The sequence below is a fragment of the Gammaproteobacteria bacterium genome, from assembly GCA_015709615.1.
GTDB lineage: Bacteria > Pseudomonadota > Gammaproteobacteria > Burkholderiales > Nitrosomonadaceae > Nitrosomonas.
This window is the reverse complement of record CP054179.1, coordinates 1,464,250-1,483,109: the sequence shown is the minus strand read 5'-3', so window position 1 is coordinate 1,483,109 and position 18,860 is coordinate 1,464,250. Positions and strand designations below refer to the sequence as shown.

General features: G+C 51.5%; 10 protein-coding genes. 1 reads left to right on the top strand and 9 read right to left on the bottom strand.

What is annotated here, in order from left to right; translation table 11 throughout:
• Positions 1-126 precede the first annotated feature (126 nt).
• From HRU77_07135 to HRU77_07120, 4 genes are all read right to left on the bottom strand, one after another.
• A complete protein-coding gene (locus tag HRU77_07135) occupies positions 127-6,471 on the bottom strand; it encodes an SDR family NAD(P)-dependent oxidoreductase (protein ID QOJ20488.1) in 6,345 nt (2,114 codons plus the stop codon).
• Positions 6,472-6,576: 105 nt separating this feature from the next.
• Positions 6,577-7,956 carry an NAD(P)-binding domain-containing protein gene (locus tag HRU77_07130; protein QOJ20487.1) on the bottom strand — a complete coding sequence of 460 codons (1,380 nt, stop codon included), beginning with the start codon at positions 7,954-7,956 and terminating at the stop codon, positions 6,577-6,579.
• Between the two features lie 553 nt (positions 7,957-8,509).
• Positions 8,510-10,960 (bottom strand): plasma-membrane proton-efflux P-type ATPase, encoded by a 2,451-nt coding sequence (locus HRU77_07125; GenBank protein QOJ20486.1) that lies wholly within the window; start codon positions 10,958-10,960, stop codon positions 8,510-8,512.
• Positions 10,961-11,310: 350 nt separating this feature from the next.
• Positions 11,311-12,804, bottom strand: coding sequence for an alginate export family protein (locus tag HRU77_07120; protein ID QOJ20485.1), 1,494 nt, complete (start codon positions 12,802-12,804; stop codon positions 11,311-11,313).
• Positions 12,805-13,007: 203 nt separating this feature from the next.
• Between HRU77_07120 and HRU77_07115 the strand changes: the two genes are divergently transcribed.
• Positions 13,008-14,519 carry a PAS domain S-box protein gene (locus tag HRU77_07115; GenBank protein ID QOJ20484.1) on the top strand — a complete coding sequence of 504 codons (1,512 nt, stop codon included), beginning with the start codon at positions 13,008-13,010 and terminating at the stop codon, positions 14,517-14,519.
• A 61-nt stretch (positions 14,520-14,580) separates the two neighbouring features.
• Here the strand turns inward: HRU77_07115 and HRU77_07110 are convergent, their stop codons facing one another.
• The 5 genes from HRU77_07110 to HRU77_07090 form a co-directional block, all read right to left on the bottom strand.
• Positions 14,581-15,054 carry a DUF1854 domain-containing protein gene (locus HRU77_07110; protein ID QOJ20483.1) on the bottom strand — a complete coding sequence of 158 codons (474 nt, stop codon included), beginning with the start codon at positions 15,052-15,054 and terminating at the stop codon, positions 14,581-14,583.
• Positions 15,051-17,345 (bottom strand): ABC transporter ATP-binding protein, encoded by a 2,295-nt coding sequence (locus tag HRU77_07105; protein QOJ20482.1) that lies wholly within the window; start codon positions 17,343-17,345, stop codon positions 15,051-15,053. Before HRU77_07105 ends, HRU77_07110 begins: the two co-directional genes overlap by 4 nt.
• A 197-nt stretch (positions 17,346-17,542) precedes the next feature.
• On the bottom strand, positions 17,543-17,926 hold the full coding sequence (locus HRU77_07100; protein QOJ20481.1) for a DUF3106 domain-containing protein: 384 nt from the start codon (positions 17,924-17,926) through the stop codon (positions 17,543-17,545).
• A complete protein-coding gene (locus HRU77_07095; GenBank protein ID QOJ20480.1) occupies positions 17,908-18,276 on the bottom strand; it encodes a DUF3619 family protein in 369 nt (122 codons plus the stop codon). Before HRU77_07095 ends, HRU77_07100 begins: the two co-directional genes overlap by 19 nt.
• Positions 18,273-18,839 carry an RNA polymerase sigma factor gene (locus tag HRU77_07090; GenBank protein QOJ22090.1) on the bottom strand — a complete coding sequence of 189 codons (567 nt, stop codon included), beginning with the start codon at positions 18,837-18,839 and terminating at the stop codon, positions 18,273-18,275. Before HRU77_07090 ends, HRU77_07095 begins: the two co-directional genes overlap by 4 nt.
• Positions 18,840-18,860 lie beyond the last annotated feature (21 nt).

Genomic DNA, 18,860 nt, shown 5'->3' with positions numbered 1-18,860 from the left:
ATCAACCTTTGTAAAATCTTCTGGTAAGTAATTAATCAAAAATAGCAATCAAGAAGTCCCGGCATGTGTGCAAACGGTCGTTTTTCTATCAAGCTGGGACGACGTAGCCGCTTTGGGAAAAACACCCTAACCTTTAACCAAGAGTTGCTCCAGCAACATATCGATATCCTTCTCGGACATGTGATCGACTACTGAACTTTCCGCTGCCGGTTCGTCTGCGGTTGCCGGTGAAACCGGCAGGATCGTTTTCTCCATCAGAATGTGCGCCATATGCGCCAAGTTCGGACTGCGCATTAATTCCAGCGTGGAAATTCTGACGCCGAAAGCTTTATTGATAAGCGCTTGCAATTCCGCCGCCATGAGCGAATCGATGCCCATGTGCATTAAAGATTGATCGCTGTCGATTTTTTCCAGCGGTATGCGCAACACCGACGCCACTTGTCCGGCAAGGGCATGCAGCATGCCCCCTTCTCTTTGTTCTGGCGGGAGCTGGAATATTTCCTGGCAGATTTTGGTCAAGGTATGTTCTGATTTCTGCTCAGCATGACTGACCAAGCGCTCGAACCGGGGAGAATTGCCGCCAGTGGGTTCAAAGGCTTGCCATTTATCCCAGTCGCAGTTCATTAATCCATATTGGGACAGATCAGCGCTGTGCATGTGCGCCCAGCAATCCATCGCCTGATTGACCGTGATGGTGTTCATCCCCATCAAATTCAGATGTTGTTTTACCTCTTCGCTATTAACCGCCATACCGGTTGCAATGGCGCCCCAGTTAATACTCATGCCGGCCAGCCCGGCGGCGCGACGTTTGGCCGCCAATGCATCGAGGAAAGTATTGGCGGCGGCGTAGTTCGCCTGGCGCGCATTGCCGATAATCGAGGACACCGACGAGAAGAGAACGAAGAAATCCAGTGAGTCGTTTTGTGTGTGTTCATGCAGATACCAAGCGCTCAGCGCTTTGGCGCGCATGACTCGAGTCATGCGTTGCGGAGTCAATTCGGTAATCGGTGCGTCATCCAGAATGGCCGCGGTATGCAAAATCCCTTTTAGCGGCGGGCAAGTAGCAGAGATCTTGTCGAATAACGACTTAACTTGTGCTGCATCGGTCAAATCCGCCGCGACCGCGGTTACTTTCACATCCTTTTCCGCTAACCAGGCCAATACCGCTTTTGCCGCATCATCCGACGCGCCGCGGCGGCTAACCAGAATCAGATGTTTGGCGCCGTGCTTTGCCATCCATTTGGCCGCTTCCAGTCCAAACCCGCCGAAACCGCCGGTAATCAGATAGGCTGCATCGGCTGCAAATAATGCGGATTGTTGCCGGTCAACGACAGTAATCGCGGATTTATCCTGTAGCGATAAAATTTGTGCGGTATCGGTGCTTGAGCGATTCCGGTCGGATAGGAAGGCAATGCCTTCGGGCAATGTCAATACCTTGACCTGCGGCAAACTGACGATTTGCACCGTATTGAATAAATGCGCCACGGCATCTAGCAGCTGCTGAAATAACTCCGGCGCCGTGCGTGCGAGTTTCAATGCATCCAGGTGTATAAAGCTTTTTTCCAGTAAACTGGCGGGTGCGTGATCATTATTGGTTTGTGTCAGAACGATCTCGTGCGTTTCCGGCAGTAACCAATGATCGATACCCTCCGGCTTTTGCGCATCCATGCCTCGTATCCACGCGCGTACCGGCGCAGCTTCCGGATTTTCGCCGCTCGCGATGTCACTGTTGTGATGATAAAGCAATGGCGAAGCGCCCAAACAGCTGGCGACTTCCATTGCGGCTGTAGCCGCCGCACCCAATCCGCAGTCGATCAACACAGTTTCGAGAGGCGCCACCCTAGCGACATACTTCAGCGCGTAATACGCGGGTACTACCGTAGTTGCCAGAGAAGCGATTTCTTCCGGGGTGAGTTGAAATTGGTCAACCGGAAATACCTTGCCGGCGGCACAAACGATATGGGAAGCAATGGCGCTATCGGTTGCAAGCATGACAAGCTCCCCGGCAGTGCGGTTTTTCACCTGAGTGCCGATGCTATCAATTACACCTACCGCAAAATAACCGTGTACCTCTGCACCTTGAGTATTTGCAAACTGGTAGCTTGCCAAGTTGATGCATTGCAATGCCACAACCACTTCACCGGTTCCGGGAATGGGTTTGGACATGGCATGAAATTCATAATGACCCGGCTTGGCCAATTGGAACGCTGCAACGGTGTCACCGTTACGCTCGTTCGAGGGAAGCTCAACGTCATGTCTGATCCAGCGGTGTACATAACGGTCTTTCCCGCGCAAAGCGACTTCGTCTTCGTTGTCGTCGGACATTAATTCTTGGGTTAACAAATGAACGGCTTGGTTCGCACTCACCGGATCTAAATCAATCTGCGTGAAGCGGAACTGCGGGAATTCATTGAATGCCACACGCGTCAATCCGGTTAAGGCGGTGAGCGGGATATTGGTTATTTCGCCGCTGCGGCTGACCGCTTGCGTTCCCTGTGTGATGACATAAACCCGCGGCGCTTGGGTGGTATACACTTTGCCAAGCAACTGAATAATCTGTAATGCGACGTTGGCGTGCTCGATTCCCGCAGGATCGTTTGCCGCAATGTCTGCCAAGCCCCAGAGATAGGCGATGCCGGTGCATCCTTGGGATTTTGCTTTTAAGACGATTTGCTCCAAATAACCGAGCTCATCCGGGTCGAGAGACTGAATATGACTGAATTCCTGCTGATAAACTTCGTTGACCGGCACCCGTATCACTTGGTTGCCGTCGGTTTTCAGTTCATTGCACAGAGATTCGCTGGTTTCGCTAGCGGTACTGAATACCAGCCAGCAGCCTTTGCGCTTCACATTCGCTGGCGCTGCTTTTTTCTGCCATTGCCATGCGTATGTCCATTGTGCCAGCTGCTCACTCAGATTATTCTTTTCATTGGTCAATGCCCGGCACCGCAAGCCTGCAACTTCCACCAGTACCTGGCCATGCTCGTCAAATAGCGTTAACTCGCCTTCAATGCTGTGTTCGTTGAGCTGACTCAGCTTGCCGTGACACCACACGGCATTCCCAGGTTTTGCATGATAGCTGATACGTTTGATCGAGACTGGCATGTAAAAATCATCCTTCTCGCTGGTCGCTGCAATGAGTGACTGAAAACATCCATCCAATAGCGTGGGATGCAGGAAGTAACCCGGGTTTTCAGTTGATAGACCGGTATGCAACTGGATATGTGCCAACACTTCGTTGTGACCGCGCTGGAGTTGCTGGATGGTCTGGAAGTAAGGCCCATACGATAAGCCGCGCTCGTTGAGTTCCGCGTAAAGCTCAGCGACATCAACTTTCTCGCTGCACCGCTGCAGAATATCTTGATGTGCGATTGTTTTCGATTCCGATACCATCGGCAAAATTTTCGCCGACGCATGCAGCGTCCAATCCAGCGCTGTATCCTGATAGTGACTGTGAAATGCGTATTGGCCGTTTTCCGGATCGTAGCCGACATGAGTAAACGGCTCGCTTTCATTGCCGCTCAGAATCAATGCTTGGTGAAAATGTAATTGTTCAATCGCGCAGGCGGTATCGCCTGTGGCCTGATTAAATGCCGCTAGTCCAGCTTCCACATAAGCCGCGCCCGGCATGACGACGAGCTCATCAACCCGATGATCGTTCAGGTAAGGCAAAAACTGTTGATTGATGGCGCCTTGCCACGCCGGTTTGGGGCCGGATAACCTGCGATCGAGTAACGGATGCAGCGGCGATCCGATGCGATCGGTGATGGATTCTTCATCCTCGTTCCAGTGTGTCTCTCTTTGCCAAGGATAAGTCGGCAATTTAACGTACATGACGTCGGCAGGATACAAGTGTTTCCAGTCAATTTTGCAACCGGCGGTGTAAAGTCCGGCCAGAGCCATCTGGAAAGTGTGCTGCTCGGGATGGCCGCGCCGCAATGAAGTGAAGTTCTGCGGTTTGATATTCTGCTGCTGGCAACATTCCTTGATTGCGGTTGATAGCACCGGATGCGGACCGACTTCAAGGAAAATGCGATGCCCGTCTTGCAGTAAACTGGCCATGGCTTGCGCGAAATAAACCGGTTCACGGACGTTATTGCACCAATACTCGGCATCAAAGCTCAAGCAGTCGGTCAATTTTCCCGTCACCGTCGAGTACAGCGGTATCTGCGGCAAAGCTGGGCGCAAATCGGCCAATGTTTGTCTGATTTCAGGTTTCAAGTGCTCCAGGAAGGCGCTGTGATAAGCCAGTTCAACTTGCAGAAAACGGTTGAATTCACCCAGTTCGGTCAAATGGGTCGAGATTTTTTCCAGCGCGGCCGGATCGCCTGAAAGAGTCACTTGCGCGGGACCGTTAACTGCTGCAATGGAGACATTGCCGCCGGTTAATGTCGCAATTAACCCGGCGCATTGTTCCATGCCGATGCCCACCGCGAGCATTTTTCCGCAACCGGCAGCTTTTTTAAGAATGCGGCTGCGTTCATAACTGACTTTGATGGCATCTTCCAGGCTGAGCGCACCGGCAGCGTAAGCAGCACTGATTTCTCCCAGGCTATGTCCGACAATTGCGCCCGGTTCGATACCGTTGGCCCGCCACATGGCGGTTAATCCGGTTTGCACCAGGAAGTTCGCCGGTTGTGCTATTTCCGTCTCGGTGATTTTCGAGTTTTGTTCATCGGCCAGCATTTCTTTCAGAATCGACCAGCCCGATAATTGGCGGAAAATCGCATCGCATTTTTCTACGGTTTCGCGATAGACGGCGTTATGTTCATACAACTCCCTTCCCATCGCCCACCACTGCGGCCCCATACCGGTGTAAACGAAGACCGGTTTCACGGCGGCCTTGCTGTCGGTTTTTCCTGCAACTCCGGAGTAATCCGGTTGCTTGGTCACGTAGGCGCTGAGCTGGTCGTATAGGTTTTCCCAAGTATCGCCAATGACCGCCAGCCTATAATCGTGATGCCCCCGGCGGCATGCTGCCGAAAAGCAGAGATCTCTCACTGATCCTTTATAATCCCGCGGAAATTTGCTCATCCAGGCTTGTGCGAGGCCGTGTAATGCCGTTTCACTGCGGGCCGACAACGGCAGCAGGCAGGTTTGCTTTTGCGGCTCTTCTTCTCGAACCAGCTTCTGCACAGGGGGCGCATTTTCCAGAACTACGTGCGCATTGGTTCCGCCATAACCGAATGAATTGACAGCGGCGTAAATGGATTGGGAACCGGATTGCAGCGGCTCCAATTGGGTCGGTAAACGCAAGCCCAATTCGTCAAAGGGAATATTGGGATTGGGGGTCTGTAAATTTGCTTGCGGCGGTACCTGTTGATGCGACAGGCACAGCGATGTTTTAATGATGCCCGCGATACCGGCCGCCGCTTCCAAATGGCCGATAGCGCCTTTGACCGAGCCCATCAAGCGGAATTTTGCGCGCTTGGACGGTTTGTCGATGACTTCGCCCAATGCTTTCGCTTCGAGCGGATCGCCGACCGGCGTGCCGGTGCCATGGGCTTCGAAATAGTTGATGTCATTGGTATCGATCCCGTATTTATCACAAACGGAGCGAATCAATGCCGTTTGCGAGGCCGGATTCGGAACGGTGATGCCGTTGGTTCTTCCGTCCTGATTGACGCCGGTTCCGCGCACCAGCGCATAAATCGAATCGCCGTCTCTCAAAGCTGCCGACAATGGCTTCAGCACCACCACACCAGCGCCTTCGCCGCGTCCGTAACCGTTGGCGCTGGCGTCGAAACTTTTACTGCGGCCGTCGGGCGCCAGAAAACCGCCTTTACACATGGCAATCGGATATTCCGGGCGCATCATGACATTAACCCCGCCGGCCAGCGCCAAATCGGACTCGCCGCTCCAGATGGCTTGGCATGCGAGATGCAGTGCCACCAGAGAAGAGGAGCAAGCCGTGTCGACGCTCATGCTGGGGCCGCGCAAGTCCAGAATATAGGAAATACGGTTGGAAAGAATCGTCATCGTTGAACCGACCGCGGTATGCGTACTGATCAAATCCCGGTTCATCTTGCCCATCTGGGTCAATTTGTGATCGAGCGTAAACGCGCCGATAAAAACCCCGGTGTTCGATCCGATCAGAGATTCGTGCGGGATTCCTGCATCTTCCAATGCTTCCCAGCTGGTTTCGAGCAACAAGCGTTGTTGCGGATCTATCGAGCCTGCTTCGCGTGGAGTGATGCCGAAAAACAGGGCATCAAATTCATCGACCCGCTGCTGCAAAAAACCGCCTTGCTTGACATACATTTTGCCGGGCTTATTGTGGTCGGGATCATAAAAACGTCTCAGGTTCCAACGTTCCGGCGGAATATCTACGATTGCATCGCTTCCCGAAACCAATAAATTCCAGAAGCTTTCCGGATCATGAGACCCACCGGGAAAACGACAACCAATGCCAACCAGTGCAATTGGTTCGTACGCCATTTTTTTGGTTGATTTTATTTTTTTATTGCTCATGTCACGTGCTCCAAAGAATAAAGCTGCTTGCTTTAACAGTAAGTGTTGTCAGAGAAACCTGATTCGAATATCCGATCAAAATAAATGTATAACTGATGCATTGGTTTATGCATGCCGCGCGGCAACTTGCATCTGCACATCCGGATTGGTTTTTAACATTGCAAAATCCTCTGCAACGGGCATGGGCCAGCCCAATTGCCGGTACAGCTTGCGCACACGTTTACGGAATGTCAGCCAATCGCAATACGAGGCATGCCGGGGAGAGTCGATCATATGGATCGGTCCGCGCAAATCGCCGCGTTCGTTCCTGGCGATCTCAAGCAGCGCTTGGTCTTGTCCGGTTTTTTGCTCCTGGCTGTAGAGATAGCGCGCCACCATCGACGCGAATAGCTCGAGATGAGGGAAAACGGCGGCATTGCCTTCATAAAATCCGAGCGTGAATAGGTTCGGATGCTTGCGCGAGAAGCACGTCATGAAATGGTCGACGCCATGTCCGGCCCATTCGATATGCTCTGGATCGAGGTAAGGAAACGAAGCTTGGTAGCCTGTCGCAAAAACAATTTGATCGACTTCGACCGAGGATCCGTCGACGAAATGAACCGTCGATCCGTCGAATTTTTGAATATCGGGTTTGGCGAGCAAATCGCCATGGGCAAAGCAGGAAAGAATTTCAGAGTTAAGAATCGGCTGCGTTTCCATCACGCGATGCTGCGGTTTTTGCAGACCATAACGGGTGAGATCGCCCAGCAGCACGGTCAGCATATGGCCGAATACCCATTGTCTGAACCTGAAAGGCATCCACTCGTTTTCCCGTTCGTAAATATCCGCCGGTTTTCCGAAAATGACTTTGGGGAGAAAGTGATAACCCCGGCGCATGCTGATATAGGCGGCTTTAGCATTTCGCGCCGCTTCGGTGGCGATATCGCAGCCCGAATTGCCGGCGCCAACGATCAAAACGCGCTGATTCTTGAATTCGTCCGAACTGAAGTAGTCTTTGGAATGGCGCTGCCAACCGGTGAATGTTCCCGGAATCTCCGGGTAATTGGGATTCCAATGCATACCCGATGCACAAATAACGCTGCGGTAAATGCGTGTTTGATTGTTAACCTTGACCAGCCAGTAGCCATCTTTGGGCTCAACCTTCTCGACCTCACTGGAAAAATAAATGTATTTTTTCAGGTCATAGGCATCAGCGAATTTATGCAAATAAGCAAGGATCTCGTCGCGTCTGGGAAAATCAGCACCCGGCGGGAAAGGAACGCCCATAAATCCGGATTCCGTTCTCGATGAGACAAAGTGCGTGTGTTCATAGACCGGTGTGCCGGGATTTTCAATATCCCAAAGCCCGCCAATATTCTGATGGCGTTCAAAAACGTCAAATGGCAAATCCAACGCCAGAAGCGCACGCGCCTGTGCAAGTCCGGACGGGCCGGCGCCGATGATGCAGTGTTTATCCTTGCAGTCGATAATCGTTGTTTCGTTCATATGGAGCTCCTTAGCGAAGATCAAAATTTTCATACCTGAAACAGATCATTTGAGATGCAGGAAAGTAACCACTGCAAAGCTTGTCTGTTTCATCATGTCCCGATTGGCTGCGCAGTATTCCTTGCCGGTTTCACCGCTGCTCGTTTATTGTGAGCAGCGATTTCTTTCCCCAGAGCCTGGCTCGTTGATGCTCAGCAAATCGGTAATGTGATAGTTGTCATTTTATGGTCCAGGGTTATTCTTTCAGTGTGACATTTGTCACAAACCAATCGAAATCAATATGTAAGCTGATTGATGTTACAAAGAGGTTTAAATCTTTGGATGATTACGAAAGCAGTTTGCAAAATAAGCACAACGCTTATTCGCTTTTTGAATTTGTGGTTTTAAGATGAAAAGGGCGGGTTTTGGTTGGATTCTCAGGGAAATCGGGGGGGTGCTGAATTTTCCGGATTAAAATCACCACGGATATTGATGAGTGTGCAAATCAATTGAATTCACCGCTTCCTTAAACGCGTTCCGTCGCATTCTCGACAAGTCAAGCTGGGAAAGCAGATTAAGTCGCCGCAGAAGGTGGCAGCCATTTGATCAGCGCTACTTTTATGACATCGTTAACTGCCAGACAAGAGCCCATCGCATAGGCGAAAATTGCGAGCGTCTGTTGCCACGGCAGCGCCTCGAGTCCGGGTAACTGCAAGAATGTCAGCGCGGTACCGATGCAAGTAACCGAGACCAAGGCTATGAGGAGCATCCTGTTGGGCATGGTAGCCCAGAAAAAATGACGCTCCCGCGCCGACACAATAGAAAAAACGGCAAAGTAGAACAACGTCAGAAAACTGAAGGTATGCAGGGCATTATCGTTATCCGCCAAGCCGAGATGCATCCAGCCAAACCACAGCAGCAAAAGCGACTCGATCGCCATGGCGATGCCCAGCACTACTGCTAATGTGATAGATCCTCCAATCTTCCATGTTTCCGGTTGCCTGGACGGGCGCACATCATCGGTAGCCAGCGCGATCTTCGCAAAATCCATTAGAAATACCAGCAATAACATGGCAAAAGCGGAAATGACGAATTTTCCGGTTACCACGAACGCCACGGCCACGAAGGCGGCTTTCAGGATCGTCCGGCTGATCTTGTTGATGATCCACGTCAGAACGCGCTGGTAGATCATGCGGCCCTGTTCGATCAATGCGACGATATTGGTCAGGCCGGGTTCGGTCAATATCACACTGGCGGCTTGCTTGGCCACGTCGGTTGCCGTGCTGACCGCAATGCCGACCTCGGCTTGGCGTAGCGCAGGCGCATCGTTTACGCCGTCTCCCGTCATTCCGGTCACATGCCCGGCAGCTTGCAGACATTGCACCACCCGATATTTATCTTCCGGAAGAACCTCGGCAAAACCGCCGGTGTGCGCTAATAGATCGGCCGCTTCTTTGTTATCGGTTTGGGTGTCTGCGGTTCTCAAGTCGGTTACGCGCCGGATGTTGGCAAGTCCGATTCCGCGCGCGATTTCTCCTGCCACTGCCAGCGCGTCGCCGGTGAGCATTTTCACCGAGACACCGAGATCACGCAGTGTAGCGATGAGTTGCCGGGCGTCCGGGCGTGGCGGGTCGTACAGAGTGACCAATCCGGTCAAAATCGGTGTCGCCGTCACCGGGCCATAAGCCACGGCTAGTGTGCGGAATCCCATGCGGGCGGATTCCGCGACACGGGTTTCCAGTGCTGCGATTTCTTCCGGGCGCAGCTTGCAGGCTTGTGCAATGGTTCGCACTGCGCCTTTCATCGCACGGAACTGTTGCCCGTTCTGTTCTATGACGGCTTCCGTCCGCTTGGTCGCGGCATCGAAAGGAATGAAGGAAACCGGTGTAACCGGGGGCATGCGATCAACAATCCGCTGTTTCTTCGCTTCGGCCAGAAATGCCAAATCGATCGGATCCTGGTTAGCTTCTTGCGAAGCGAGCGTACCGGCAAATAATACGCCGGATTCCGTTGCTGCTTGCCAGGGAATAACGCCGGTGATGGCCAGTTGATTCATTGTGATAGTGCCTGTTTTGTCGACACAGAGTACAGTCATCGTGGCCGCATCTTCGGCTGCACTGAGACGAGTTACCAGCACACCGTGTTTTTCCAGTTCCTTCGCTCCGATGGCCATGCTGACCGTGAACATGACGGGCAAGGCAACCGGTATCGCGCTCATTAACAGGACGAGCATGAGCGGAATGATTTCGATTAGGGGCGCATCGCGGATCAACGACAGGCCGAATACCAGCATGAGCACTGCAGCAATAATTACGAAAAGCCACCGGACTATTTTGGCTATGACGGTTTCGATATGAAGCTTTGATTGTGCTTGCTGCACCAATTCCGTGGTGCGGCCAAAGTAGGTTCTGGCTCCGGTCAGGATGACTACGCCGTTGCCCTCGCCGTAACGGACGATAGCCCCGGATGTCACGACTTCACCCTGAGCCTTGTCGATATTCTGCGATTCACCGGTTAAAGCCGACTGGTCGATGCTCAATGTTCCGGAGAGAAGTTTGATATCCGCCGGAATGATGTCGCCGGGACGCATGCGGACAATATCGCCTGGAACCAGCTCACGCGCAGGACAAACCTGCCAGTTGCCTGTGCGCAGCACCCGGGTGCTGACCTGCAAGCGCTGCCGCAAGGCTGCAACGACGCCGGCAGTACGGCGCTCCAGTAAGAAGCTCAATACGGCATTGATGACCAGCAGGGCGCTAACGACAACCAGATCCGAATACTTGCCTAGAATCAGCGACAAAATCATGATCGATTCCAGCATCCAAGCTGAAACACCCCAGAATTTGCGGAGAAACATCAGAACCGGATGATCTTTCTGCTCAACGACTTCGTTATAACCGTATTCTTTCCGGCGATTGACTACCGCAGCCGATGACAGGCCTTCCGCGGGATTCACATCAAGGCCGGAGAGCGTCGAGGAGATTGACGCGGAAGCAATGTCGGGATCATCGGTAGTAAGGGCCATAGCGCGTAACTCGATAACAAGACGGAATGTAATTTCAAGCAACGTGGCTTTTTTTCAGCGATCGCGGCAGATCATCTTGAATGATGAGCTGGGAAAGCTCTGAAGAACTACTACACTCGGCCGTGCTGCTTTGAGGCTGTCTTTTTCAGAACCGCCCTAATCAATCATAGTTCCATAATTCGCGTAGCGGTAAGATTCCTATAACCGGCGTGGTCTAATGCGAGAGCGAAAACGAGGGGGTGGGTATTCGTCTGTGTGCATTGCAAGGATGGATTTTTTCTTCGTTAGATTATCAACGACTCCTTAAAACCGATTTAAGGAGTCGTCTTGTCTTTGGATGATTATGAAAGTTAAAACTTGAAAGTCACCATGGTGTACCCGTAATTGGTGTCCTTCATACCGGGGCTGAATGGCACCTTGTCGAAGTAATCGCCCTTGAACAGATGGCTGTAACCAAAGTCGAAACTCATCCGTTTCAAATAACTCCACTGCGGATCCCAGCCTAGGCTGATATCCAGCATGTTGCCCAGAAAGCCGCCGGCGCGGCCGGTCGGGTCTTGCAAGCCGCTGCCAACGAATGCACCGCGTTTATCCGCCAGCCAATACGCGCGATGCGACATCATCAAGCGCACGTTAGGTATGGGAACGAGTGTGGCGCGGAAGCCGACGGGCGACAGCAGGTTGGACGGGAAGAACGGGCCGAACATACCGGTCGGACCATACTCGACCCGGCGTTTTGCGTACAGGATGTCGAAATTTTTGTCCGGATCGCGGTCTCCCGACGCGAAGTCGAACAGGTAAACGGCGCGTAGCGGCATCGCCGTATTGAAACTGTATCCGACTTCGCCGTGATGACGGTGGGCGAACAGGCTTTTATCGCGCGTATCGCCGAACTGATACATGGATTCAATTTCATAATCCATGCTGCCTTTCGCGGGCTTGGCGAACAGCCGGAAGCCGGTGGTCGATAAGTTGCGCTGTCTGAGATGATCGCTTTCGTTCAATTGCAGGAAATAGCCGTCGAAGTGAGCCCAGCGCAAATCGCGGTTGGTGACGTAAGCACCGGAGAAGTAGGTTTCGGGGGTGTTCCAGTTGAGCGATGTTGTCACCCGCTGCACCGGCCGGGCGCCAAACACGCGCAAACTCCATTTTTCATCGGTATTGCCCATCATGAAGTGCAAACCGTCGAACGCAGGCGATAAGGTTCCCCAACGATGTCCCCCGACCAGACGGGCTTCACCCAGGTCCATCATGAAGCGGCCTACCTCGAATTTAGCCGCATAGCCTGTACCGAGAAAATTCTTGTCGTGCACACCGAGGTGCAGTTGGGTAAAGTCAAAATGATCGGCGATATTCGGGTTATGCTCTTGGCCGAAATTGGCCAACGGGGCGCGCATATCGGTCAATTCCAGCGTGAACTTGAGCGGATCGATGATATTCTTGACCTCGAACAAGAAACGGGTGCGTTGATGAACCTGATCGTTGAATCCCGGAATAGCTCTGGTGAAACCGTGATCGTATACGTCATAACGGGTGCGGTGTTCGATCGCGACATTGAGCCAATCCGGCATCATCGCAGCAAGCGGCGTTTTATGCTCTTCCATCAGCTTGGTCAGATTGTCAAAGTCGAAACGCGTGCTTCCCGGTGTTCCCAGTGCGCTGAAAGGTGCGCCATTCTTTCCGTTAGCTGGCGCAGTTTTATTCTGAACGACAACAGACGGTTTTTTTGTCTTGTCGGTCTCCGCTTTTTCCGCTTCCGCAGCGTATGTGTGGTTGCCGCTTAACAGTGACCCAGTAATGGCCAAAGCCATCCAACGGGCACGTCGTGCATTTTTCCAGGTCATTCTTTTTTCCTCTCCCTATTTAATTTCAATGAAGTATTTAAAAAACTTGTTGCCCTGGAAAATATTACTTACATAATAAAGAATGCAACATACGCGTAAGCACGTATCAATAATCACATAAGGTTAAGCCCTTATATTTGGGAAATTAATGAACAGAAATCAAAGTTGAACTTAAATCTTTTTTATAACAAAATATTCACTTTATGCGGACACATAATGTGATTGAAGCAATAAAAAATTTAAGTTTCGCAACATTATTCGATGCCCTAGCGGACCCAATGGTGCTGATCGAAAATACCGGACATATCGTGCTGATGAACCCGGCAGCGCAGCAGTTGTTCGGCTACAACGAGGATGAGGTCACCGGTTTGTCGGTTGAAATGCTGATAACGCCGCGCTACCGGAAGCAATACCGCTATTATCAAACGCTTTTTTTTGACAAGCCGGCCATGCTTCCAATGGGAACCGGCAACGAAATCATGGCATGCAGTTGTTCCGGTCAGGAAATGCTGCTGGATATGAGTTTCAGTCCGATAGAAGTGCAGCAACAACTGTATGTTTTATTCACATTCACAGTTTCCCGGCAACGACTGAAAGTCGAAGATACATTGCGGGTGCGCGAAGAATGTTTACGCCTGGCGAAACAGGCCACAGGTTTCGGCATTTTCGACTATGACTTCAAACGCGGTGTCGTTTACTGGGATAAACAAATGCGTGAATTCTGGGGCGGTTATCCTGGGGAGGTCATCAGTTACGAAGGATTTGTCGCCATGATACACCCCGCGGATCGTGCCGATCGGCAAGCGGCTTTGGATTATGCGATGAATCCGGCCAGTCATGGCGAGTACAAGGCGGAATATCGTGTGATTGACCCGCTGGAAAAAACTGAACGCTGGATTGCTGTTGCGGGACGGGTCTATTTTGAAGCTGGCAGCGCAAACCGGCTGGTGAGCGTTGCCCGGGATGTGACGGAGCAGAAAATTTTTCCGGAAAAATTGCGGATGCCGTGCAATGAGGCGGAAAAGATTCTTGAACAACAATCGGCCGCGCGCACGGCTGCGGCTATTGCGCATGAACTCAATCAGCCGCTGACCGCGATATCCGCATATAGTGAAGTAGTGCTGCAAACATTACGAAACGATAGTTTTGATGTGAAGCGTCTGAAGAATGCGCTACAGGGTTGTGTGGAGCAAACGCAGCGCGCCGGCCGCGGCTTGCACGAATTGATTGCGTTTTTGCAAAAAAGCGAACTGGCAGCCGAGCCCTTGGATCTGAATGATGTGATATGTGAGGCGCTGGACGCTGTTGTCAACGACGGTTCCGGGAAATTCCGCGCGCGATTGAAGCTGGAAAAGGACCTTCCCGCTGTTCAGTGCAATCGCACACAAGTGCATAAAGTTCTTGTGAATCTTTTCAGAAATGCCGCAGAAGCCATGCGAGCCGTCGATTCACCCATTTTGACGGTCATTACCCAGATGCAAGTCATGAATGATAAAAAAAGGGCGCTGGTTATTGTGCAAGATAACGGGTCCGGTCTTGATCAGGCCATGGCGAAGCGCGTATTCGAACCCTTCTTTACCACCAAGCAAACCGGTATCGGAATGGGGCTTGCGATCAGCCGGGCATTGATCGAAGCAAATGGCGGCGAGCTCTGGGTAGAACTCGATGGAGGCCCCGGCACCCGATTTCATTTTACCTTGCCTTTTGCGCCGTAACGGTTGCTTGAGCTAACCGGTTAGTTCCACGGTTTACTTTCAGCGTTTGCGCGATTCGGCACTAGAGAAAATGATCCAGCAATTTAATGCTAGGACGATCCAGTGCCGCGCGATCCCGGATCAGGAAATGGATGCCATGGCTATCCGTGATCATGAACGACGACACCGTTAGACGGCGGATATCCTCTTCACCTTTCAGAATAAACGCAGTTTCGCCGCGATCCGTTTCGACTTGCCAGGTGCTCGGTGTGATAAAACTCGAAACTTTCGTGATGCGTTTGATCTCCGGCATGAACTCCCGGCTCGCCAGCTCGGATTTGATCAGCGTGCCATATTCTTCCGGTAGATCATCGAGACGTTCGATCCATGCTAATTCATGACCATGCGTATCCATGAGCGCGATGCCTTGCTCCGGATCGGTGATCGGAAACGATCTTACGGGAATTATCCCTTCGTGCACGGCACCGGATTGATCGATAAAAACCAGGCGGCCGTAAGAATTCCGGGTTAATTGATAATCGACGGCGTTACTCATTTCATGTCACCTGCAATACTGTGTTCCATGGCGGGTGCTGCTGGCCGGTCTTCGGTATCGACATTGCGCGCTTGCGCCAGATACAGACGATAATAGTAGCCTTCGCGCGCCATCAATTCGGCATGGTTGCCGATTTCGACGATTTTGCCGCGATCCAGCACGATCAGGCGATTGGCTTCGCGCAAAGTAGATAAACGGTGTGCGATTGCGATCGTGGTGCGGCCGCGCACCAGATTGTCCAATGCTTTCTGGATGACTTTTTCAGTGGTTGTGTCCACCGAGGAAGTGGCTTCATCCAGAATCAGAATACGCGGATTGATCAGCAGGGCGCGGGCGATGGAAATGCGCTGGCGTTCGCCGCCCGACAATGCCTGGCCGCGTTCGCCGACGAGCGAATCGTAGCCGTGCGGCAATCGCAAAATGAACTCGTGCGCATGCGCGGCACGGGCCGCGGCGACAATCTCCGCCCGGCTTGCATCCGGTTTGCCGTAAGCGATGTTTTCCGCGATGGTGCCGAAGAATAAAAAGGGTTCCTGCAACACCAAACCAATATGCTTGCGGTATTCCGCAACCGGTAGCGTGCGGATATCGTGTCCGTCGACCAGAATAGTGCCTTCCGTGACATCGTAAAAACGGCAGATCAAGTTAACCAGCGTGCTTTTACCCGAGCCGCTGTGCCCGACAAGGCCGATCATTTCTCCGGGTTTGATCACCAGATTGATGTCGTGCGTGATGCTGCGCGTTCCATAGCGGAAACCGACGTGACGCAACTCAATTTGTCCTTGAATTGTCGGCAAATGCACGGGATTGGCAGGTTCCGGAACGCTGGAAACATGGTCGAGGATATCGAAGATGCGTTTGGTGCCGGCAGCAGCTTTTTGCGTGATCGATACGATGCGGCTCATGGAATCGAGCCGGATGTAAAAACGGCCAATGTAGGCAAGAAACGCGGTCAGCACACCGACGGTGATCTCATCCTTGGAGATCTGCCAAATGCCGAACACCCAGACCACCAATAAGCCGATTTCGGTCAGCAAGGTAACGGTCGGTGTGAATAATGACCAGACTTTGTTAACGCGATCGTTAATTTGCAAGTTACGCTGATTTGCCGCATGAAAACGAGCAGCTTCCCGTTTTTCCTGCGCGAATGCTTTGACCACCCGGATACCCGGAATGGTATCCGCGAGCACATTGTTTACTTCGGCCCAAATGCGATCCACCTTTTCAAAGCCGATGCGCAAGCGGTCGCGCACCAAATGAATCAGCCAAGCGATGATCGGCAGCGGTATCAGTGTCACCAGGGCCAGCCAGGGATTGATCGATACCAGAATGATGGCAGTCATGCAAATCATGATGACATCGGTGGCGAAATCGAGTAAATGCAACGAAATAAACAGATTGATCCGGTCGGTTTCGGCGCCGATGCGCGCCATTAAGTCGCCGGTTCGCTTGCCGCCGAAATATTCTTGTGAGAGATGCAGCAGATGTTCGTAAGTGGTGGTACGTAAGTCTGCGCCGATACGTTCCGAAACCAGTGCCAGCATGTAGGTTCGCGCCCAGCCGAGCATCCAGGCTAGAACTGCCGCACCCAGCAAACCGGATAAATAAAAGGTTGCTAAATCGATATTGATCGGCTGGCCGTTCTGATAGGGAATCAACACGTTATCCATCAGCGGCATGGTCAAATAGGGCGGCACCAGCGTGGCGGCCGTGCTGCACAAAGTCAGCAGAAAACCGATCAGCAAACGCCCCTTGTAAGGCTTGGCGAAACGCCATAAACGCAGCAGTGTCCAGGTGGAAGGCGGGGTATGGCTTTGTTTCTCGCAGAACGGACATTCATCTTGTTCGGGTGGCAGGAAAGCGCCGCAATTAGAACATTGAATCGATGCTGGCGATGATTCCGGCAGATTGCCGTTCAGACGATACTCAAGTTGCTGCGTGAAGCATTCAATCAATCGATTGACAGCCATAGCGTTATCCAAGCGGTAACGCCAAAAGCCCAGCCGTGCATGCTGATCAAACAACTCCAGACAACCGACACCGGCATGATCGCGCTGTGTCAGCAATAATCCCGGTTGATAAGACCAGGCTTGCCAAGTTTCATCATCTGTCATTTTGGCCAGCAGGCGTTGGTCGGTCACAATTATTAGGCCCGTGGCAAAATGCAACTGGCGATCTAAATCGATTTCAAGCCAGGCGAGAATGTTTTCCTCATGGGCTAATTGCGAAGAAAGCCCGTCAATCCATGTTGAGGGCAAGTTGTTAAGCGATAAATAAGGCATCTGCTGCATGGGATAAACTGCAAGTAAATACAAAAAGGAATTTTTACCGAGGTAAACGAGAGGCTGGGAGGTCAACCGCAAATAGAGTTGATCGCAGCGGTTGCAATGAGCTTTGTGAGAAATTATATAGTCATTTTTCTATCCAATTGCCGGACATTCTATCGCGTTAAATTCATGGCGAGCAATGATTCTTAAATCTTCCGCTATCAGGTTTTTCCTGGCAGATGCTCGTATTCATACCAGCGCTGTTTGATTTCCTTGCGTTTCTGAGCTGGCAGTTGCTCCATTTTTTTATACCGTTCACGCGCTTGCTGGCGTTGCTCTGAAGTCAAAGAATTCCAGTTCTGCATTTGCGATTGAATACGTTGCTGCTCTTGAGGCGTCATTTTGGGATAACGTTTTGCGACACCCAGCCATTTTTTCTTTCTTGCGGTGTCCATGGCGTTCCAACTCTGAGCCAACGGCTCAAGAATTTTTTGCTGCTGCGGTTTTAATTCACTCCATCGAGGCTTACTGAGCTCAGATTCACATAAGGCATCAAAAGAGAGTAAAAATAATAACCCGAATATGATTAATCGATATCCAGCCATTCATCAAACTCATTGGTTATGTATGCATCTATCGGTAAATCATCGGCCAGTATCATGGTATCGATAGCCGCGTATTTATCATTTTCCCAGAATTGGGAGTAAACGATATTCATTAGAACCAGCAATACGGTGATCAATAGTAACGCTTTGCCCAAGTAATAATGTCCGCCGTGTTTGCCGTATACGGAAGTGCCGCTGCCTGATTGGATAATATTCAAGGCGGGCTGGCAATTTTCCAAAGCTGCACGACGAGCTGCTTGCAACCGGTACAAAGTACTTTGTTTGATCGTCTGGTCAGCGGACTGATCCAGCAAATTAGCAATTTCTTTTCCAAATTCTTGCTCGTTCATAATTTCACTCCTTTCTCTTTGAGTATTGTAGCCAATGTATGAACTGCGCGAGAGCAATGTGTTTTCACGCTGCCCTCGGAACACTTCATGATCTCGGCAGTTTCCGCCAAACTCATTTCTTCCCAGTAACGCAGTACAAAGGCTTCGCGTTGACGTGGCGGGAGAATTTCCATGGCTTTCTCTATTAAATTAATCAGTTGTGTTCTTTCGAGCTGAGCGTCCGGATCGTTCGATACCTGCTTTATCGGCAAAGTTTCGAGAATATCGAAGTCTTCTTGATTGCTGTCATGATCATTCGGTGTGAACGCGGAAAATAATGTTGTCCAGAGCGAACGGATTTTCTGTCGGCGGTAATGATCGCGGATGGTGTTTTGCAGAATACGCTGAAACAAAAGCGGCAATTCTTCCACCGGATTTGCGGCATAACTTGCGGTGAGTTTCATCATGGAATCCTGCACAATATCCAACGCCATGTGTTCGTCATGAACCGCGAACAAGGCTTGTTTATAGGCGCGCTTCTCGGTTTCAATCAGAAAATCTGATAGTTCTTGTCGAGTTGCCAGGATTCCAACCTTTGAGTAAGT